This is a genomic window from Paraburkholderia sp. BR14312 (assembly GCF_040948675.1).
Classification (GTDB): Bacteria; Pseudomonadota; Gammaproteobacteria; order Burkholderiales; family Burkholderiaceae; genus Paraburkholderia; species Paraburkholderia nodosa_A.
In genome coordinates this window covers 116,731-137,210 of sequence record NZ_JBFPKI010000015.1, presented here as the reverse complement: position 1 = coordinate 137,210, position 20,480 = coordinate 116,731, and the positions used below count along the sequence as shown (strand labels likewise).

Here is a 20,480-nt window from a genome sequence, read left to right as displayed (position 1 = left end):
AAGCCATGTCAGCGGCTACGCCTGTCTGATTGCGCTGCCGCAAGACTCACGCACGATGAGCGGAACCGCCATCATCGAATGCAACTCGTCGGGTCGTTCGCCAGCCCGATTTCCTCAGTCAACGTTAATTCAATTCGGCTGATCCATGCCGCGACTCGTGCGTGTACGCAAGCCGTTCAATTGCGATATCGACGGATCGGCACCGCTTCGACCACGTGCGGACACGTTCCGGATAATTACGCTAGACTGAGATGTCCGTCGCGCCTGAACCTTCGCCATCATGTCGTCGGTTGCCCGTCTTGTTTCATGGTCCATCCGTCACCGGATCAGCGTGATTGCGCTATCGCTCGTCCTCGCGCTGCTGAGCGGTTACTACGTCTCCCATCACTTCAAGATCAACACGGCTACGGACCGGCTACTGACTGTCGACAAGCGGTGGGACAGCTTGTCCAGGTCGCTGGATCGCGCCTTTCCGCAACGAGGGGGCTCCATTCTCGTCGTGGTGGAATCGAGTGCGCCGGAATTCGCCGACACCGCCGCCAGTGAGCTTGCCACTGCATTGCGCAAGGACACGCACCGGTTCGTTGCGGTGACGCAGCCGGGTGCCGGTCCCTTCTTCGAACACAATGGGTTGCTTTTTCTGTCGTTGCGCGACGTGCAGTCGACGACATCGCAGTTGACGCAAGCGCGCCCGTTGCTCAACGCGCTCTCGCATGACCCCAGTCTGACCGGTCTCGCCAACTTGCTGACGACGACCCTGCTTTTTCCGCTGCAAATCGGGCGGGTCAAGCTGGAGCAGATGGCTCCGCTTCTCGATCAAAGCGCGGACGTCATGGACCGCGTGCTAGCGAACCAGGCCGCCGCTTTTTCGTGGCGGTCGCTGATGGATTCCCACGCGACGTCACCTGCGCGCGCATTCGTACTCGTGCAGCCCGTGCTCGATTACGCATCGCTGAGGGCAGGCGGCAACGCATCGGCATTGATACGCGACACGGCGGCCTCGCTGCATCTCGATGCGAGATTTGGCGCACGCGTGCGCCTTACCGGCGAGCAACCGCTCGCCGATGACGAATTCGCATCGGTGCAGGACGGTGCGGCATTGAACGGCGCCGTGACGCTTCTCGTCGTACTCGGCATTCTCTGGGTGGCGCTTCGGTCCGCCAAACTGGTACTGGCCGTTTTTATCTGCCTCGTCGTCGGGTTGCTCATCACTGCAGCTTTGGGACTGGTGATGGTGAACGCCTTCAACATGATCTCAGTCGCGTTCATGGTGCTATTCGTCGGCCTGGGCGTCGACTTCGGTGTGCAATTCACCGTGAGATATCGGGAAGAGCACTACAAGGACAGTCGTATCCCCGTCTCATTGATGAGTACGGCAAATACACTAGGCGGTCGCCTGTCCCTCGCCGCGATTGCCGTCGCCGTTAGCTTCTTTTCGTTTATTCCGACTGCTTATCGCGGCGTGTCGGAACTGGGCAAGATCGCCGGAGTGGGAATGATCGTCGCCTATTTCACCAGTGTGGCGCTCTTGCCCGCGCTCATCAGCGTGCTGCGGCCAGGAGACGAAAAAGTGTCGCCGGGCTTCAGGCGGCTTGCCGGAACCGACGACTTCCTCGACAGGCATCGCAAAGCCATGTTGGCCGTGGCGGCGGTTGCCATTCTCGGCGCGTCGCCCTTGCTGCTGCACCTGCGCTTCGATTTCAATCCACTGCATCTCAAGGATCCACGCACGGAATCGATGGCAACCCTGCTCGCACTGAAAGACTCGCCCGAAATTGGCATCAACAATGTGCGCGTCATGGCGAATTCCTTGAGCGAAGCCGATGCGATCGCCGCCCGCTTGTCAACGCTGCCGCAGGTGGGCAGAACGGTCACGCTCACCACTTTCATTCCGACTGACCAGGCAGAGAAACTCGCCGCAATTGCAGACGCTGCCCGTGTATTGGACCCCGTCCTGGCGCAGGCGCCCGCGCCGCCGGCAAGCGACGCCGTTCGCGTCGACGCCTTGCGTCGTGCGGCGCACCAGCTCTCGCTTGCCGCAGAGGATCACCCCGGGCCCGGCGCCGCCGAGGCGACGCGACTGTCACACGTGCTGACCCGTCTGGCCGACGCGCCGAGCACGACACGCGATCGCGCCGACCATGCGATGACGGCACCGTTGAAGATCGCGCTCGCGCGATTGGTTGCGCTTCTCGATCCTGCCGGGATCACCCGCGCCAATTTACCGCCCGGGATCGCAAGAGACTGGGTCGCCGCCGACGGCAAGGCAATCGTCGAAATCTCTCCCCGCGTCCCGAGCGGTATCGACCCCAATGATGACGCGATGTTGAGAAGCTTCGCCAACGCAGTGAGTTCTGCGGAACCGAATGCGATCGGCGGTCCGATCTCGATCCTGTACTCAGCTAACCTCGTCATCAAGGCATTCCTTCAGGCGAGCGGATACGCCCTGGTAGCGATCGTCGTCATCTTGTGGATCGCGCTGCGCCGGGTCGACGACATCCTTCGAACCGTTGTGCCGTTGCTCGTTTCCGCGCTTTTGACACTCGAATTGTCTGTAGCGCTCGATCTGCAGTTGAACTTCGCGAACATCATCGCGTTGCCCCTCATGCTTGGCGTAGGCGTCGCATTCAAGATCTACTATGTGATCGCCTGGCGAGGTGGCGCAACACGGCTGCTGGAATCCAGCCTGACTTATGCGGTTGTGTTCAGCGCAGCGACAACGGGCGCAGCGTTCGGTAGCTTGTGGTTCTCACATCATCCCGGGACATCGAGTCTGGGTGCTCTGCTCGCGTTGTCGCTGGTGTCTACACTGATTGGCGCGGTGGTATTTCAGCCCGTGCTGATGGGACGGCCTCGCGCCGCACAGTTCAAAACGCTGGCGTCAGCAGACTGATACCGCGCCTGTGCGGAACTTGAAACCTGGCATCGTTACGATCGCTAGCGTTTCCCTGCACCCTGCAACGCTTCGAGCAAGCTTCGGGCGTCGTGCTCTCCGCCGTAGAGATGACCGTTGATAAACAGCGTGGGTGTGCCATGCACCCCACTCCGTATGCCACTCACGAAGTCGCTCTGAATGCGCTCGTCGTTACGGCCGCTGAACGCAGCAGTCAAACTGTCAGGAGGAAGACTCCGTTCGTCAGCGTACTGCGCGATGTTTGATCTCCAGGGACCGCTGATTCTCGTACAAGATAGGGTCACAGAATGTTTCGGCCGGACGTCGAACCCTGTCGCCTCCGGAAAGCGCCCACCATCCGCTGTTGCCGATCTGGCACGAAGTCCATCGATCGCCCGCCGCACAAGGCATTGGGCCTTTTGTTACGTTTTCGCGACAGTCTTTTTTTTTCGTTTCGTGAGTTTGCAGGACGTGCCGTATCCTCCGGCGCGCAGTAACGAATAAACCAATCCAAAAGATACTCAGGGACACTGAATTACAGATGAAGAACATCACCATCAAGGCAACGGTTACCGCTGTTGCCGCTTTCGCCGCATCCTCGGCAGCAATGGCACAGTCGTCGGTCACCCTGTACGGCATGCTGGACGCAGGTATCAGCTACACCTCGAACGTCGGTGGCCACTCGCTGGTCGGCCTCGTTGGCGGCGCCTCGGGTTCGAACAAGTGGGGCCTCCAGGGTCAGGAAGACCTCGGCGGCGGCCTCAAGGCGGTCTTCAAGCTCGAAAACGGTTTCAACATTGCCAGCGGTGGCATCGGCGGCCAGGGCCCCATCGGTTCCTCGCGTTCGCTGTTCAACCGCCAGGCCTATGTAGGCCTCACGTCGGACCAGTACGGTACCCTGCGTATGGGTCGCCAGATCGACGCCGTAACGGAAATGGTTCAGGGCCTGACCGGCGACGCCGTTTCGGCGTCGACATTCTCGACCCCGGGCGACGTGGACAACAACGACAATACGACGAACCAGAACAACGCCGTCAAGTACATTTCGCCGATTTTCCACGGCTTCCAGGCTGAAGGCGCGTACTCGTTCGGCGGCGTTGCCGGTGCGATGGGTTCGGGTCAATCGTGGTCGGTGGCTGCGGACTACGCTCAAGGTGGTCTGACGGTCGCTGGCGGCTACTTCCATGCTGCAAACCAGGGTGAGAACGGCTGGCAGAACGCAACGGCACAACCGTCGTTCGGTGGTGCGCTGGGCTATCCGAGCTCGGGCTACTACGGTGGCAATGCGTTCAAGAGCGCGGGCATCGCTCAAATCGCTGGCCAATACGAGTTTGGCCGGTACACGGCTGGCCTTCGGTACTCGAACGCTCAATACGAGGGCAACGACGGCCAGGCGTCGATCCACTTCAACGTAGTGGGCGCCCTTCTGCAGTACCAGGCAACCCCGGCGCTGTCGCTGGCTGCTGGGTACACGTACGTCTACGGTTCGGCAGCCACGCCTGCGCAAGCCGCTGAAGGCCGCACGATGGCTTCGATCAACCAGGCCTCGCTGGGTGCTACGTACGCGCTGTCGAAGCTCACGTCGGTATACGTCATGGGTGCCTACGTTCATGCTCAGGGCGCTCAGGCTTCGGCTGCCGACTTCGGCAACACGGCGTCGGGCGGCAACCAGGTTCAAGCCAACATTGGCATGTACCACCGGTTCTAATAGCAGGTTCAGAAGCTCGGGGGCGTGGACGCATTGCCCCGACAAAGAAATCCTGGCTAGTGAATTGCACCCCAAGAGTTGGACGTCGATCCAATCTTTGGGGTGTTTTTTCATTCATGATCGGCCCTGCCAGACGCATTTCGTCATCCCGCGCGCCGTTCAATAGCCGCCGTCGCCAGTCCATGCTGCGCTGATGTCTCAACTCCGGCTCGACCCAACGCGCCAGCTGCTCGGAGCACAGTGCTCCGCCACGCCGATACTCGCGAAGCTGGGCCTGCTGCAAGGCGTTCCCGCATGCACGGACCTCACCACCACGCCGTGGGTCCAAGAGGCGGGTGTACCCGTGCTCAATCAGCCGTTCGTGGCCAGTGGGATTGTCGCGACGGCCGCAAGCCATTGAACGTCTTCGCGCCCTTTCGAAAGGGTCGATCACCGCATGATATAATTCGCACGCGAACTAAATCGCACAATGTTATCTGCGCGGAAATGAAACATCGCCTCGTCTATCTATTGAACGTCGGACAGCGCCGGCTGCAACGGTGGTCGCAAACGCGCGCGGCCGGAGGCGGCGTCACAGCAGCCCAGGCCGGGCTGCTGTTTTTTTTGGGTGATCGCAACGGCGCACTCATGAGCGAAGCCGCTGCTGCGCTGGATCTGGGCGCACCAGGCATGAGCGGTCTCGCTGACCGGACCGAAAAGGCAGGGTTGATCGAACGTCGGGCTGACGAGACCGATGGCCGGGTGTCGCGCCTGTGGTTGACGCAAGCAGGACGTACCGCGCGCCAAAAGTCGAAGCTTCGCATGAAAGACTTGAACGCCCGATTGACCGAAGGATTTACGGAAGCGGAGATCGACGTCGTAGCGCGGTGGCTGACCAGCCTGCAGACCAGGTTTCCGCTCGCCGAAGACGGCGACGCGTAACCTCGACCGTGGCCGGCCAGCAAGGCACTGGCTAGTGCCGGGCAACCTTCGCGAAGTCCGGCTTGCGCTTCTCGGCAAAGGCCGCGAATGCCTCTCTTGCCTCGGCGCTCGTCAGCCGCTCCTGAAACTTCGCGCTCTCGCTGTCCATTTGCGCAACCAGGGTTTCGGCTTCGCGCATCAGCTTTTTCATGGCGCTCAGTGAACCGGCCGGCTTGGCGGCGATTCTTTCCGCCATCCTGCGTGCGTCGTCGCGTAGTTGATCCTTTGCGCAGACCTTGTTGGCGAGACCCCACGCGACAGCGGTTTGCGCGTCGAGCGGCTCGCCCAGCGCAAACATCTCGAACGCCCGCACGTGGCCGACGCGCAGCGGAAGCAGGTAGCTGGACGCCGCCTCGGGGACGAGCGCGAGATTGACGAACGGCGTGATCAGTTCTGCGTCTGGCGCGAGCAGGACGTAGTCGCAGTGCAGTAGAAGCGTCGTGCCAATACCGACCGCCTTGCCCTGAACCGCCGCGATGATGGACACGCTCGACTTCGCCAGGGCGTGCAAAAAGCGATGCACGTGTCGCTCACTGGGCCCCTTCCCCGATGCAATGGCTGCGAACTCGCCCACATCGTTGCCCGCGGTGAACATGTCTCCGTCCCCTTGCAGCAGCAATACGCGGACATCGCTGTCGTGCTCCGCATTCTCGATGATGTCTGCCAGCGCGCCATACATCTCGTTCGTCAATGCATTCTTCTTGTCCGGTCGGGCCAGCGTAATCGTCAGAATGCCGTCGGCTTGTTCGACGTGAATCTCCGCGCTCATGTGCTCTCCTGAAATTTAGTTTGCATGCGAAGTATATAGGTAGTTCGCATGCAAAGTAAACCGGACGGTCGATGCCATGTAATTCGGGGCCTGCTCGCGAACCCTCGCTCCTGAAGACGTTTGAAGGCGAAAATTCGTAGCGGACCAGAATTCGACCAGGTATTCCATTCGCGACGTCGCGCCACTCCTCGCGCGCACCCAAGCTCCGTAGCATTGAAGCATTACCAAACAGACAAGCAACCGGAGGACTGAACATGCTTATTCTCACCGCTGTCGTCGTGATCGTCGCCGTGGCGATCTGGAGCGTCTACCGGCGTTTGCACCCGCGCCAGGACTGAAACATGACAGGCTGCTCCACCAGCCTGTTCGCAACAGCCCGCCGCATTGGCGGGCTTTTTCCTGGATGCCACAGTCAGAGCGGCGGCGTCCGCGGAGGAGCCGTTTGCGAACATCTCCGCACTCAAAAAAATATCTCCGAATCAGCTCCAGTATCCTGACAAAGTGACTGTATAAATGTACAGTTCCATTCAATTTTCCACAGGACGCACGGTGCCGTCGTCCCGCTGCTCCTGCCGCCATACCCGATGATGAGTAGCGCGCCGGTCGCGCGGAGCCATCGAGAGCTATTTTTGAGTACCAAGGCATGCCAGATGATCGGCGCATAGCCCACATCGACATGGACGCATTCTTTGCGTCGTGTGAACTTTCGCAGTATCCGGAGCTACGAGGCCAAGCCATGGTGGTTGCTGGCCGTCGCTCGGATACGCCCCGAACGAAGCCGGACGGCACTCGCGAATTCTCGCGCCTGCGCGACTATGTGGGCAGAGGTGTCCTGACGACCGCGACCTACGAGGCTCGCGCGCTCGGCGTTCATTCCGGAATGCCCGCCATGAAAGCCGCCCGGTTAGCGCCAGATGCGATTCTCCTTCCAGTGAATTTCGACCTCTACCGAACGTACTCGCGACTGTTCAAGGATGCCGTCCGGTCAATCAGTTCGAACATGGAAGACGTTGGAATCGACGAGGTCTACGCAGACGTTTCACTCACGAATGGCGATTCGGAGGCAATCGCGCGCAAGTTGAAATCCGCCGTCTTCGAAGCAACCAATCTCACATGCTCCGTCGGTATCGCGCCAAACAAGCTGCTCGCCAAGCTGTGCTCCGATATGCAAAAGCCGGACGGAATCACAATCCTGACGCCGGAGGACGTGCAATCCAGGATTTGGCCAATGGCCGCAAACAAGATCAACGGCGTTGGCCCCAAGGCGGCCGCCAAGCTTGCGTCTTTTGGAATCACGACCATCGGTGAGATCGCTGCGCGCGACGAGCACTGGCTCATCGAAAACTTCGGACGAAGCTACGGGGCGTGGCTTCGCAGAGTTTCACACGGACTAGATGACAGGCCGGTGGTGACGTATAGCGAGCCCGTCTCGATGAGTCGCGAAACCACATTCGAGCGCGATCTGCACGCGGTGCGGCATCGACAGGAACTGGGCGCAGCGTTTACCCGCCTATGCGAACAGGTGGCGCTCGACCTCCAGCGAAAAGGCTATCTGGCCAGGAAGATCGGCATCAAGCTGCGCTTTAATGACTTCAAGACTGTCACGCGTGACGTCACGCTTCCTGAGCCTATTGATGACGCGAAAGCATTGCGGCGCGCGGCGACTGAGTGCCTGAAAAGAGTCGAACTCGTTAAATCCATCAGGCTGCTAGGGGTGAAGGCCGGCAACCTCCAACACACCGGAGAAGCTTCCAGTAACGAGTCGCCTCAGCTCACGCTGGATTTTTAGCCGGCAACGCGCAGCGCCCCCGTCGTGCGAGGCGTGCACGGTGACTTCGCAAACACAGAAGCGAATGCATCAACTGGCCGGCTCCGATGCCAACGCAATCCGCGCCTTCTCCTCCGGACTATTCGCCTTGTAATACTTGTCGGCCCACTTGCGGTCGGGCTGTAGCAACAGCCGTTGCACGGTTCTATGCTGCTGCTCCTCGATGCCAACGGCGCGCGCACGATAGTGCTCGTACAACCGCATGAATTCCGCGAGGTAAATGGCGGCGATTCGCTTGTCTTGTATTTCGAGCAGATTCTCGTCGTTGAAATGCTCGGAGTTGTTGCTCATGTTGGCCGAGCCCGTGTAGACAATCGGATTGTCTCCTTCGGCGTCGATGACGATGAACTTATGGTGGATAATGACCGGCGCGTAACTGGGCGCGACTTCGCCGGGAAAGAGGCGGAGCTCGGGTTCGAAACCTTCAGGCACGGTCGCCGGGGAAAAGTACGATGCATCGATGACGTCGCGGTTTTCCCTGCTTCGATGATAGAGCGCGAGGTTTGCCAGCGCAGTCGTACTCACTGCCTCTCCCGCTTTTTGCGCCTCTTGCGCATTCTCAGCGGACTTTTCGCTGATATTGTTGACGAGGCCGAACATCATGAGCCCCTTGTCGCCGGCGGCAAAGCAGGCGTCGCGAAGCGGTTCGTCTGTCGGCATGAAGAGGCAGAACAAAACCGAATGCTGCGCCTTTCCTATCGCTTCGACGATGGTATCGATCTGGGTACGTCTGGTTTTCGTTTCCGGAGAGAAGCAAACGCGCACGGCTGCGCTTCCCACCGTCACGGAATCGGACCAGCCATTCGTGAGTTCGGCGGTCTGGTTGATCGGCGGATTGCCGGCGATGGCTTTCGTTCTGTCGTCGTACAGTTTCGCGAGGTCTGCCGAATCGAACAGATGAAGTACGTTGGCCTGCTCCGTAATGCCTTCTGTCGTGAAATTCGCAGAACCCGCAACCACGAATGCCGGGTTGCCTTGCCGATCGCCCCTATCCGTCACGATGAGCTTGTCGTGCATGATGTGCGTCTTGTCACGCGGGCAGAACGTCACGACGTTGTCCAGTTCATCGACCGTGGGTTGATTGGGCGATGCAGCGGGCGCTTTGCCTTTTTCGCGAACTCGATGCGAGTCGTATACGACGGCGACATTGGCTTTGCCGTGAGCGGTTCCGAACTCCTTGAACGCCGGGATCGCCCAAAGCGGGTCGGTCAGGTGATAGACGGCTGCTGCAGCGCGCGACGCGTCCTGGAATATTTCCTTGAACACGAGCTGCATATCGTTGGCGAGCCACGTACGAAGTTCAAACGCCTGTGCGGCCGGCGGCGCGGTATGCGGATCGATTCCCATCGCCTTCACTTGTCGTGCGAAAGCCTGCGAGCTCACCACCGCGCGGTTGAACCAGGTACCCACGCCGTCTTCGATATGCGCCGGTAACGTGACCTCGCACGAACTCGCCTCTGTGTTCAGCAGATTCAGATTGTCCGGCGTACCGACTACCGGGTAGATGGTGTACCTGAATTGCTTGCCTCTGTCGGCTTCCTCGATGCGCGCGTCCCACCACATGAATTTTTGAATCGGCGCGATATTCGAAGGCGCATCGGGTTTACCGTCCGGCACGGGCCCCTTGAACGTGATTCGATTAGGGAGCCAGCTGCTCGTCTCATGGGATTTACCGTCCGGGCTAGTGAAGCCCGGGGCGCGTTCAATAGCGAAACCGAGGAAGTCGGCACGTGTCGCACCGTCCGGCCAGTCGAGCGCGAGTAAAACCAGCGTCGGGGAGAGATAGCTGCGGACCTTCGTCGACATCGTTCACCTCTGCTGTATTAGCCAAAGGCCCCAGTTTCAACCATCAGTTTGTTGAAACGGTGAACGAAGCATGTTGCCTGGATGTCGTTTCGATGACGCTGCCGGGAGCCGCAATAAAGTCACTTACTGCGGCGTGATATCTCTCTGCACCCGATGAATATGCTGCTCGACATAGAACGCCGCCGCATCGGCGTCTCCGCAGACAATGGCTTCGTAAATCAGACGATGCTCGGCAACGTACAGCCGAATGCGAGCCGGGTCGTCAATCCCATCGTCCTTGAGTCGCTTGCACAGCGACTGGCCCATGGTCGATGCAATTTCTTCCGCAAGCGGTCATCGTGAGTTCTCGGTGCGCCTTGAGTTGTTCTCAAACATACCACTTTCGCGACCACTCCCTGCTGGCCTTGGCGGCATGTTCATGCGAAGAAACCAATTTTCCGGACCTGACGAGACTTTTTGGTCTAGTTTAAGTCCACATTGACACATTTCGTGCTATCCACCACAAGTGGTATAGATTGGTTCCACATTGCGCCCGAGAAATGGACGGCCTGCCGGTTCCGTACGGCCAGTGAGTCAATAGCGTAAAAACATCATGAAGACTACTCGCACGATAACGACCGTCGAAGTGCATACCGGCGGCGAAGCATTCCGCATCGTCACCAGCGGATTGCCTCGCCTGCCCGGCGACACGATCGTGAAGCGTCGTGCGTGGCTCAAGGAAAACGCCGACGAAATCCGCACCGCGTTGATGTTCGAGCCGCGCGGTCACGCCGATATGTACGGCGGCTATCTGACCGAACCGGTCAGCCCGAGCGCCGACTTCGGCATCATCTTCCTTCACAACGAGGGCTATAGCGACCACTGCGGACACGGCGTGATCGCGCTGTCCACCGCAGCGGTCGAGCTTGGCTGGGTGCAGCGCAGTGTTCCGGAAACGCGTGTCGGCATCGACGCTCCCTGTGGCTTTATCGAAGCCTTCGTTCAATGGGATGGCGAACACGCGGGCAACGTGCGATTCGTGAACGTCCCCTCGTTCATCTGGAAGCGCGATGTGACTGTCGAGACGCCGTCCTTCGGTACGGTGAAGGGCGACATTGCTTTCGGCGGCGCGTTTTATTTCTATGCTGACGGCCAGCCACATGAGCTCGCCGTGCGCGAGTCGTCGGTCGAGGAACTCATCCGCTTCGGCGCGGAGGTGAAGGAAGCCGCGAACAAGGCCTACCCTGTCGAGCATCCCGAGATTCCCGAAATCAACCACATTTACGGGACCATCATCGCCAATGCACCGCGGCACGAAGGCTCGACGCAAGCCAACTGCTGCGTGTTCGCGGACCGCGAAGTGGACCGCTCACCGACTGGTTCCGGCACGGGTGGACGCGTCGCCCAGTTGTACCTGCGTGGCGAACTCGGCAAAGACGAGACCCTCGTGAACGAGTCCATTATCGGCACGGTTTTCAAGGGCCGCGTGCTCAGCGAAACGACTGTCGGCGACTTCGAGGCAGTGATTCCCGAAGTCGAAGGCAACGCGTTCGTGTGCGGCTTCGCGACCTGGATCGTAGACGAGCGCGATCCGCTGACTTACGGATTCCTTGTCCGCTAGCCCCTCTTCCGCTTGGTACCTGGCAGCCCGGAACGCTGTGAATGAGCGTCCGCGCTTTTTTTACATATCGGAACATGCGAAATAACGCGCCGTTACGAAACTCGCACGGCCGTTGCACCTGTGTCCGGGCTCGCCGCCTACACTCCGAACCGTGCTCACCAGAAACGCACGACAGGTGCGAAGGAGTAGTGAAATGAAAAGGACGATTCTCGGCGTGGTACTGGGCGCGGCCGCACTGGCTGCTTCGAGCGCAGCGTTTGCGCACGTCGATCTGGCCGTGGGCGTCGCACTGCCTGGCGCCGCCTACGCTCCGGCTCAGCCCGTGTACGTTGCTCCGCCGCCTGTCGCCTATGCGCCTCCTCCGGTCGCGGTGGCCTGGCGCGGCGACGACGACTGGCGCGCGCGTCAGTGGCGGGAACACGAATGGCGGGAGCACGAGCGTCGCGAACACCAATGGCGTGAGCGCGAGTGGCACGATAATGGCCGCTGGGGCTATTGAGCCGGTTCCAAAGCTAATATTTCACACAAGTGTTTATCATGAACGTCAATAATCGAATCAGGGTGCTTGCCGCGGCGGCAACTTTAGGCCTCGCGGCAGCCAGCAGCGCACATGCCGCCGGCTGCCTCAAAGGCGCTGTCGTGGGTGGTGTAGCCGGACATTATGCGGGCCACCACGCCGTTGCTGGCGCCGTTGGCGGCTGCATCGTGGGGCATCACGTTGCGAAAAAGCATGCGGAGGAACGGGCCGCAGAACATCAAGCCGAGCGCGCCCAGAAGCTCAACACCTGATTCCCGCCGGACCTTTCGCGACAGCCGCCGGGGACGCCTATTCAAGCTGTGATATCCTGGCGGCACGCGACTTGCGCTATATTCTGCTCAAGAGTTGCATTCAGAGCGAAGCACAACTAGAAATGGACGAACGAAAACGCGAAAGCATCGTGGCCTATCTGCGGCGTCGGATGGCCGAATACGGTATTGAACCCGAAGATGTTGCTGCGTCAATGGCAGCAGACGCCGCGCAAATGCGCGCCGCCCGTTACCGGGATGCGGCTGGCCACACGTGGGACGGCAAGGGCGACGCCCCGCGGTGGGTGGTGCAGGCGACAAGCGCGGGGCAGTCGCTCGAGCATTTTGCAGTCGGCGAGGCGGCTGAACCTGAACAGCAATCAGTGAAAGCCCCAAGCGTGGACTGGCGACAGGACCCATTTGCCGGCAGCCGCCTGGCAAAAGTCAGAACAGAGCACTCCGGCGCCGCCTGAAAGCATGACGGGTTAAACGCCGCCCCGGCGTTAAAGCAAAACTTCAGTCGAATTCGACGTCACTGTTATTGCGCAGTGCATCCAGTCGTCGAATTTGTTCCGGCAGAATCCGGCCTTGGGACAAGGCTGGCAGGTTATCGATATCAAAGAACTGAGCGGCGTCGGTTTCGGCTCCGGCTATTTTCCCCGCGCGCACGATTTCCCCAAGGAAAACCAGTTTCCAGATGTGAAACACAGAAGGCGGATGCCCGTGCTTGAGCATGTCCCACACGGCCAATAGGCGAACGACGTTCACCGTGTAGCCGCTTTCTTCACGCGCCTCTTTTGCCGCGTTCTCGGCGGGCGAAACGCCCACGTCGGCCCAACCGCCGGGCAGAGACCACAAGCCGTCCACGGACTCTCGCACGAGAAGGATTTGACCGGACTGGTTGAATACGGCGCATCTGACATCGAGTTTAGGATTCGCGTATCCCGTTTCGAGAGCAAACAGCGCGGCGAGATCGCTCGTTTGCATGGACGCCATTTCCGCGAGTTGCTGATGCGCGATGCTGGCGATTTCCGTGTACCGTTCCGTGTCGAATGGGCTCGTGGCGTAGTGCAACCCCGTTTGCGCAAGTGCCAGTAGCCGGCGCGCCCGCGCGAGGCGTGCTCTCAGCGATTCGTGTTCGGCGGGCGTGGGCATCAATCGCGCCTCACTTTTGCGCCGCGGCTTCCTGATGCGCCTTCGCAAAGTCCGCCATGCTGTTCAAGCGAAAGGCGACGTTCGGCTGCCATCCTGGATTCATGGTCGCGCCAAAGCCCGGCTGCGAATGACGGCGGTAAATCCAGCACGACGCCAGACCAAATTCACTGGCTGGCTTGTGGTCGTGGAAAAGACTTTCGGCTGTGTGAAGGATCTTTTCCTTCTTGATGCCACGCTCACCCAGCTTCTCGAGCATGTATTCGAAGTTTCGCGGCGATGGCTTGTACGAACCGATATCTTCCGCCGTGAAAATGGCGTCGAACGCTACTTGCAACCTTGCATTGCTGTAGCTGAAAGTCTCGTTGTCGACGTTGGAGAGTATGACCAGCTTGTAGTGCTGCTTCAGGTACTGCAACGCGGCTACGGTGTCCTCGAATACCGGCCAGTTCCGCACCGACCGCCCGTACGCCATGCACTCCTCGTGCGTGAAGGGCAGTCCCCATTCCTCGGCCAGCCGCTTGTAGACGATGGGCAGCAGCTCCTGGTATCGCTTGGCCGGCGTATATTTCTGCTGCGACGACTCGTGTCGCGCATGGGCCTCCAGAACCTGGTCTCTCGACAGCGGCGTCGTGGCTCGTTCGATCAGGGGCTTGAGGCCAGCGAAGATGCCGCTTTCCCAATCGATCAACGTGCCGTAGCAGTCGAAAGTCAGTGTGTCGAAGTCGGTCAATTCCACGGTTACTCCTTTCGGAAGTGCATGGCGGCGATTGCCTCGAGGAAGCGTTTCCGGAAAGCATCGACTGTTCGCGCGTAAGCTTCTCGGCCAGATCGGTGTCCTTACGCGCAACCGCGACGATGATCTCCCTTGTTCCGCTGGTCAATAACTCGGCACCTCACTGTCGGCCGCTTCCTTTGGGCTGTCAACCAGGCGGTTGCCCTTACGTGGAGCGCTTCGTCGAGCTTGCACAGGCGCTCGCGTAACGGGACACGCGCGGCGCCTCATGAACCGCGCGAAATTCAGACAGGTGCCGACGTGACGTCCGCCGTTCGCGTGGCGTGCGTGGCCCGCTTCAAACGCGTCACGCCTTCGCGAATCTCATCGACGTTCGGCGCCGCAAACGAAAGGCGCAGCGACGCGGTGTCGGGCTCGTCAGCGAAGAACGCCTTGCCGGGAACGAAAATCACGTTGTTGGCAATCGCATTCGGCAAGAGCGCATCGATCGCCACACCCGGAATGCGCGCCCACACGAACATGCCGCCTTCGGGCTGATGAAACGCGATCTCGTCGCCGAATTGCGCGCGCAAGCCATCGCAAAGCGCTTCGCACTTGCGTTGATAAGCCTGCGTGATGTGCGGAAGGTGCCGTTCGAGCGAGCCCGCCGCCAGGTAGTGCGCGGCGATAGCCTGAGTCCACGGCGTACTGCACAGGTCGACGGTCTGCTTGGCGATCACGCAGCGCCGCGCGATTTCAGCGGGCGCAATAGTCCAGCCTACGCGCAAGCCAGGCGCGACGACTTTCGAAAGACTCGAGAAGTGCACGAGCCAATCGCGTGCTCCCTGCACCTCGCTTGCCAGCGCCAGCATCGACGGCACCGCGTTGCCAGCGAAACGCAGATCGCCGTACGGATCGTCCTCGACGATCACAAAGCGGTACTGAACGGCGAGACGCAGGAGCGCAACGCGCCGCTCGCGTGTGAGCGTGGCCCCGGTGGGATTCGCGAAGGTCGGAACCGTGTACAGCAACTTGGGCCGGACGAACGCGCCCGAAGCAAGCTTCGCGGCGAGTACGTCCACGTCGAGACCGTCGCCGTCGACAGGCACCGTCACGACATGCGCCTGCTGGAGCCTGAGCGCCTGCAACGTGGCCGGATAGGCGGGCTGCTCGGTCAAGGCCGTGTCGCCCGGATTGAGCAGCACGCGCAACAAGAGGTCGAGGCCTTGCTGTGACCCCGTGGTGACGAGCATCTCCTCAGGAGCGCAGGTCACACCGCGGCGCGCCATCAGCGCGAGCAGTTGCGTCTTCAATTCGGGCAAACCTTCGGTCGGGCCATATTGCAGACAGCGCGTGGAAGCCTGCCATGCCTGGGCCGCTGCCGCCTGCAGTCCATCGGCATCGAACAGGTCGCTGGCCGGGTAGCCCCCAGCGAAGGAAATCATGCCTGGTTCTCCCAGGTACTTGAAAAGCTCGCGAATGGGCGAACCAGCGGGATGCTGAAAGGGTGCGGTGAAATCGTACATGGCGGACATGGAGTCGATGGCGGTTAAGCGCGGCAACGGACAAGCTTCGATTGTGGTCAGCCCTCACGGGCACATCAAACGAAATCTAATCACCACGTCATGCGGTTTGCTCATCAAGCCGGCGCGCAATAAAAAAGCCCGCTGAAATCGCGGGCTCCACTTTGTGCGTTGTGCGGCCTGCCTACGCCACCGTCACACGACGTTCTTTTCGACGATCGGCCGGTTTTCCAGCACGCGCGACCAGTCGAGCGAAGACAGATCCAGCGTCGTATACCGGCCGTTGAGGATCAGCTCGCTCACGCCGCGCCCGGTTGCCGGTCCCTGCTGAAGACCGTGCCCGCTGAAACCATTGGCAAACACGCAATTGTCGATAGCCGGGTGGTAACCAATGATGGCGTTCTGGTCGAGCACGTTGTACTCGTAATAACCGGACCAGCAGTTCTCCACACGCAGCGCCTCGAAGCCCGGCACGCGGTGCGCAAGCGTGGGCCAGATCACGTCGTCGAAGATGGCGTGATCGACTTCGTCGAGCGGCAGATCGTTGGGGTCGTTCCCCGCGCTCGGCGACGTTCCCGTGATGTACGTGTTGCCCTCGGGGCGGAAATACACGCCGGACGGATCGATCAGCAACGGGCAGGTGGTAAGCCGCGCCGGCGACGACACGTTGAAAATGCTGCGGCGGCGCGCATAAACCGGAATGTCGATGTCCATCATTTCCGCGAGCTTGCGTGCCCACGCGCCGGCTGCGTTCACGAGCGTGTCGCACGCATGGCGTTCGCCGTCGCTCGCGATCACGTGCGTGACCTTGCGGCCACTGCGCACGACGCCGGTCACATCCGCCGGCACATAGCGCGCGCCGAGCGACTGCGCCTTCTTGCGCAGCGCCTGCACGAGGCCGTAGCCGTCGAACCACCCCTCGCCGCTGCGTCCATACGCACCGCTCGCGAGATCCTCGACGTTGAGCCAGGGAAACTTCGCGTGCAGCGCATCGCGCGACATGAGCTCGATGTCGGCACCAAGGCGCGTTTGCAGCGCGTGATTCTCGCGCAGCGTCGCATCGCCGGCTTCGGTGGCGAGGAAGAGATAACCGCCCTCGTGCAGATCGATTGACGGGCGGTTGCCGTTCACTTCGAGCCGCTCGCCAATGCCGCGCAGAAACTCGATGCCGAACAGCGACATCTGGATCGACAACGGCGTGGAAAACTGCTGCCGGATCGACGCGGCCGAAAGCGCCGACGACGAGCGCGCATAACTCGGGTCGCGCTCGAACACGGTCACGGAAACCGTTGGGTCGGCTGCGCGCAGAAAGTAAGCAATAGAACTACCGATTACCCCGCCGCCAACGATAACGACTTGAGAACTCACGACTTGCTCCAGATAGCGGAAAACTGCAGCGCGCATGGATTGGGTTTGCGCGAATCGATCCATCGACCGGGCGCACGATGCACCCGGTCACGTACCTCAAACGCGCTTATTCGACGTTGAAATCGATGCCCTGCGCGAGCGGCAGCGCCGACGAATAGTTGACCGTGTTGGTCGCACGACGCATGTAAGCCTTCCACGAGTCGGATCCCGATTCGCGCCCGCCGCCCGTTTCCTTTTCGCCGCCGAACGCGCCGCCGATCTCCGCGCCGCTCGGGCCGATATTCACGTTCGCGATGCCGCAATCGCTGCCCGCGGCCGACGTGAAGCGCTCGCTCTCGCGCAGGTCCGTCGTGAATACGCACGACGACAGGCCGTGGTGGGCGGCGTTGTTAGCATCGATCGCGTCGCCGAAGTCGCTGTACTTGAGGACGTAAAGAATCGGTGCGAAGGTTTCCTTCAGGACAACTTCCGTTTGCGACGGCATCTCGACAATAGCCGGGCGAACGTAGAAGCCCTTCTCGTTGCCCGCTACCGTGTGACGCTCGCCGCCGAACACCTTGCCGCCTTCGCGCTTCGCCTGCTCGAGTGCCGACTGCATGCGGGCGAACGACTGCTCGTCGATGAGCGGCCCCATCAGCGTGCCCTGCTCCAGCGGATTGCCGATCACCACCTTGCCGTAGAGCGCTTTCAGGCGCTCGATTGCCTTGTCGTACACGCTCTCGTGCACGAAGAGGCGGCGCAGCGACGTGCAGCGCTGGCCGGCCGTGCCGACCGCCGAGAACAGGATGCCGCGCAGCGCGAGTTCGAGATCGGCTGTCGGGGAGACGATGCCTGCGTTGTTGCCGCCCAGTTCGAGCAGCGAGCGGCCGAAGCGGCGCGCGACCTCGACGCCGACGGTGCGGCCCATTTCGGTGCTGCCCGTTGCGCTGACGATGTTCGAGCGCGGGTCCGCCACGAGCTTCGCGCCCACTTCACGGCCGCCGACCACGAGGCTCGTGAGGCCTTCGGGCGCATCGCCGAATTCCTTCAACACGTCCTGCATGATCTTGTTGACGGCAACCGCGGTGAGCGGCGTTTTTTCCGAAGGCTTCCAGACCACAGCGTTGCCGCACACGAGCGCGAGCGCGGCGTTCCACGACCACACGGCGACCGGGAAATTGAACGCGGAAATCACGGTACACACGCCCATCGGATGCCACGATTCGGCCATGCGGTGGCCGGGACGCTCCGAAGCAATGGTCAGACCGTAAAGCTGACGCGAGAGGCCGACCGCAAAGTCGCAGATGTCGATCATTTCCTGCACTTCGCCCAAGCCTTCCTGGAAGATCTTGCCGGTTTCCAGCGAGACGAGGCTGCCGAGCGCGCGCTTCTGTTCGCGCAGCTTGTTGCCCAGCAGGCGCACGAGTTCGCCGCGGCGCGGCGCGGGCACATTGCGCCAGGTCTTGAACGCCTCCTGCGCCTTCGCGAGCACAGCGTCGACGTCGGCCGCCGACTGGCTCGCGACGCGGCCGATCAGTTCGCCGTTGATCGGCGAATGCACGGCGATGTCGCCCGCTTCCGCGAGCTGGGAGATACCGAGATCCGAGAGGATGGAGGAGGCTTTCATAGGTAGAATCCCTTAAACATTTCCGATACGAAACATTGCTACTTTAGGAAACTATACACGCGCAATTTTGCGGCGACAACACGAAAATCGCAGGGAATTTCGCTATGCCGCGTGTACCGCTTCCGCCCGGCTTTGCGCCATGAAAATGGCATGTGCCCGCACTGCGGGCACACCTTTGTTTTCCTATTGGAAACAATGCATTGGGGCGCCAGCAGTGCCGGCGCCCTTCAAGGTAGCAGAGGCGTGTGATCTCAGTCCGCGGTTCGCGTCGTGACCGGCACCCACGCCACCTTCTTGACCTGATACAGCGTCGAACTCGGGCTCTTCAGGTCGCCCTGGGCGTTGAAAGCGATCTTGCCCGTAATGCCGTCGTAGTTCGTGGCCTTGAGCGCGGCGTTGAACTGCGCGGGCGTCGCCGAGCCGGCCTTCTCCATCGCCGTGATCGCGACCCACGCCGCGTCGTAGGCGAACGGCGCGTAGGCGAGCATGTCGATGCCGTACTTCTGCTTGAACTTCGCCTCGAAGCCCCTACCCTTGGGCAGCGTGCCGAGCGGCTGGCCGTATTCCCACACCGAAGCGCCATCGGCGGAATCGCCGGCGAGCTTGATGAAGTTCGCGTCCATGACGCCGCCGCCCGCGAGGAATTGCGCTTTCAGGCCAAGCTGGCGCATGCGCTTGACGATCATGGCGGCCTGCGCGTCGAGGCCGCCGAAGAACACGAGATCCGGATTCGTGCGCTTGATGCTCGTGAGCTGGGCGCTGAAATCCACCGCCTTGTCGTTCGTGAACTCGCGCGCGACGATCGTGCCGCCGCTTGCCTTCACGGCCTTCTCGAACTCGTCGGCTTCACCCTGGCCGAAGGCCGTGCGGTCGTCGATGATGGCAATGCGTTTCGCCTTCGTCACCGTCGCCGCATAGTTGCCCGCGTTGCCTGCGTTTTGCGAGTCGGTGGCGATCACGCGGTAGATGGTCGGCGCGCCGCTTTGCGTGATGGCCGGGTTGGTGGCGGCCGGCGTGATCATCGGAATGCCCGCCTTCGCGTAGATCTTCGAGGCCGGCAGCGTCGTGCCCGAATTGAAGTGGCCGATCACGACCGCCACGTTGTCATCCACGAGTTGCTGCGCGACCTGCACGCCGATGCGCGGATCGCTCTGGTCATCCTGCGAGTCGATCACGAACTTGACCGGCTTGCCGCCGATGGTGGGATGCGCGGCGTTGGCTTCGTCCACGGCCAGACGCACGCCGTTCTCGATGTCCTTGCCATACGCTGCCCCGCCGCCCGTAAGCGGGCTGGCCACGCCGATCTTCACGACCATTTCCTGTGCGCTCACCGCGCCGGCAACCAACATCAACGACGCTGCGATCGCGCAGCCACGACGAGAAGCGAGGAAACGAGGAGACATGCGATATTCCTTCGGTATCTGGAGCCGGCACGTGATGCGTTCGAATGGTCGCGCGGACCTTCGGACGCACTGGATTCATCCCGCGATGCCGAGCGGCGGGACGTAAGCGGATTGTCGGCAGCCGTGCAGGCGGCATCAAACGAAATCTAATCACCACGTAATGCGCTTTTCTCATCAAGCCCGTCCACGCGGGGAATACGGCAAGGCGTGACGCGGGCCCCGCTGGCATTGGGAAATACCCGATAACGCCGATATGCCCCCTGTGCGTGGATGCCATGCGAGCCCGGATCGAGCGCACGCCAGCCCTTGCGCCGTCTGGGTTTGCGTCAGAAATCATCAACTTCGGGGCGATCGATTTACTTA

At 61.0% G+C, this 20,480-nt stretch carries 16 protein-coding genes and 2 pseudogenes; 9 read left to right on the top strand and 9 right to left on the bottom strand.

The genetic code is table 11. From position 1 onward, the window contains the following. Window positions 1-280 precede the first annotated feature (280 nt). The 4 genes and pseudogenes from AB3X98_RS34680 (at window position 281) to AB3X98_RS34665 (ending at window position 5,522) form a co-directional block, all read left to right on the top strand. Window positions 281-2,893: an MMPL family transporter gene (locus AB3X98_RS34680; RefSeq protein ID WP_368604812.1), complete on the top strand. Its 2,613-nt coding sequence runs from the start codon at window positions 281-283 to the stop codon at window positions 2,891-2,893. Between the two features lie 541 nt (window positions 2,894-3,434). Then, a complete protein-coding gene (locus AB3X98_RS34675; protein ID WP_069261984.1) occupies window positions 3,435-4,601 on the top strand; it encodes a porin in 1,167 nt (388 codons plus the stop codon). Between the two features lie 184 nt (window positions 4,602-4,785). Next, window positions 4,786-4,989: pseudogene (locus tag AB3X98_RS34670) on the top strand (AraC family transcriptional regulator); the annotation flags it as partial. Window positions 4,990-5,087: 98 nt separating this feature from the next. Next, complete coding sequence (locus AB3X98_RS34665) at window positions 5,088-5,522, top strand: MarR family winged helix-turn-helix transcriptional regulator (protein ID WP_069261985.1); 435 nt, start codon at window positions 5,088-5,090, stop codon at window positions 5,520-5,522. Between the two features lie 31 nt (window positions 5,523-5,553). Here AB3X98_RS34665 and AB3X98_RS34660 read toward each other — a convergent pair whose 3' ends face one another. Next, window positions 5,554-6,330 (bottom strand): enoyl-CoA hydratase-related protein, encoded by a 777-nt coding sequence (locus AB3X98_RS34660; RefSeq protein WP_368604811.1) that lies wholly within the window; start codon window positions 6,328-6,330, stop codon window positions 5,554-5,556. 643 nt (window positions 6,331-6,973) lie between these two features. Here AB3X98_RS34660 and dinB point away from each other — a divergent pair. After that, window positions 6,974-8,119, top strand: coding sequence for a DNA polymerase IV (dinB, locus tag AB3X98_RS34655; protein WP_368604809.1), 1,146 nt, complete (start codon window positions 6,974-6,976; stop codon window positions 8,117-8,119). A 69-nt stretch (window positions 8,120-8,188) separates the two neighbouring features. Here the strand turns inward: dinB and AB3X98_RS34650 are convergent, their stop codons facing one another. Together AB3X98_RS34650 and AB3X98_RS34645 are read right to left on the bottom strand one after the other, a co-directional pair. After that, the gene (locus AB3X98_RS34650; protein ID WP_368604807.1) at window positions 8,189-9,964 is read right to left on the bottom strand and encodes a phospholipase D-like domain-containing protein; all 1,776 of its coding nucleotides are present in this window, start codon (window positions 9,962-9,964) and stop codon (window positions 8,189-8,191) included. A gap of 123 nt (window positions 9,965-10,087) precedes the next feature. Further along, window positions 10,088-10,294: pseudogene (locus AB3X98_RS34645) on the bottom strand (FCD domain-containing protein); the annotation flags it as partial. Between the two features lie 262 nt (window positions 10,295-10,556). Here AB3X98_RS34645 and lhpH point away from each other — a divergent pair. The 4 genes from lhpH (at window position 10,557) to AB3X98_RS34625 (ending at window position 12,823) form a co-directional block, all read left to right on the top strand. Further along, on the top strand, window positions 10,557-11,564 hold the full coding sequence (lhpH, locus tag AB3X98_RS34640; protein WP_368604806.1) for a trans-3-hydroxy-L-proline dehydratase: 1,008 nt from the start codon (window positions 10,557-10,559) through the stop codon (window positions 11,562-11,564). 193 nt (window positions 11,565-11,757) lie between these two features. Continuing rightward, window positions 11,758-12,063, top strand: coding sequence for a hypothetical protein (locus AB3X98_RS34635; protein ID WP_368604805.1), 306 nt, complete (start codon window positions 11,758-11,760; stop codon window positions 12,061-12,063). 38 nt (window positions 12,064-12,101) lie between these two features. Next, a complete protein-coding gene (locus AB3X98_RS34630; RefSeq protein ID WP_342946052.1) occupies window positions 12,102-12,353 on the top strand; it encodes a hypothetical protein in 252 nt (83 codons plus the stop codon). 71 nt (window positions 12,354-12,424) lie between these two features. Continuing rightward, complete coding sequence (locus tag AB3X98_RS34625) at window positions 12,425-12,823, top strand: H-NS family nucleoid-associated regulatory protein (protein ID WP_342946051.1); 399 nt, start codon at window positions 12,425-12,427, stop codon at window positions 12,821-12,823. A gap of 43 nt (window positions 12,824-12,866) precedes the next feature. Here AB3X98_RS34625 and AB3X98_RS34620 read toward each other — a convergent pair whose 3' ends face one another. The 6 genes from AB3X98_RS34620 to AB3X98_RS34595 form a co-directional block, all read right to left on the bottom strand. Beyond that, window positions 12,867-13,505, bottom strand: a complete 639-nt coding sequence (locus AB3X98_RS34620; protein ID WP_368604804.1) for an NUDIX hydrolase N-terminal domain-containing protein — start codon at window positions 13,503-13,505, stop codon at window positions 12,867-12,869. A 10-nt stretch (window positions 13,506-13,515) separates the two neighbouring features. Further along, entirely contained in the window at window positions 13,516-14,241 is a 726-nt protein-coding gene (locus AB3X98_RS34615; protein WP_368604803.1) for a haloacid dehalogenase type II, read from the bottom strand. A gap of 281 nt (window positions 14,242-14,522) precedes the next feature. Then, window positions 14,523-15,743, bottom strand: coding sequence for a PLP-dependent aminotransferase family protein (locus tag AB3X98_RS34610; protein WP_368604802.1), 1,221 nt, complete (start codon window positions 15,741-15,743; stop codon window positions 14,523-14,525). 192 nt (window positions 15,744-15,935) lie between these two features. Further along, window positions 15,936-17,108 (bottom strand): NAD(P)/FAD-dependent oxidoreductase, encoded by a 1,173-nt coding sequence (locus AB3X98_RS34605; protein ID WP_368604801.1) that lies wholly within the window; start codon window positions 17,106-17,108, stop codon window positions 15,936-15,938. A 106-nt stretch (window positions 17,109-17,214) separates the two neighbouring features. After that, a complete protein-coding gene (locus AB3X98_RS34600) occupies window positions 17,215-18,714 on the bottom strand; it encodes an aldehyde dehydrogenase family protein (protein WP_368604800.1) in 1,500 nt (499 codons plus the stop codon). A gap of 251 nt (window positions 18,715-18,965) precedes the next feature. Further along, window positions 18,966-20,117, bottom strand: coding sequence for a branched-chain amino acid ABC transporter substrate-binding protein (locus AB3X98_RS34595; protein ID WP_368604799.1), 1,152 nt, complete (start codon window positions 20,115-20,117; stop codon window positions 18,966-18,968). Window positions 20,118-20,480 lie beyond the last annotated feature (363 nt).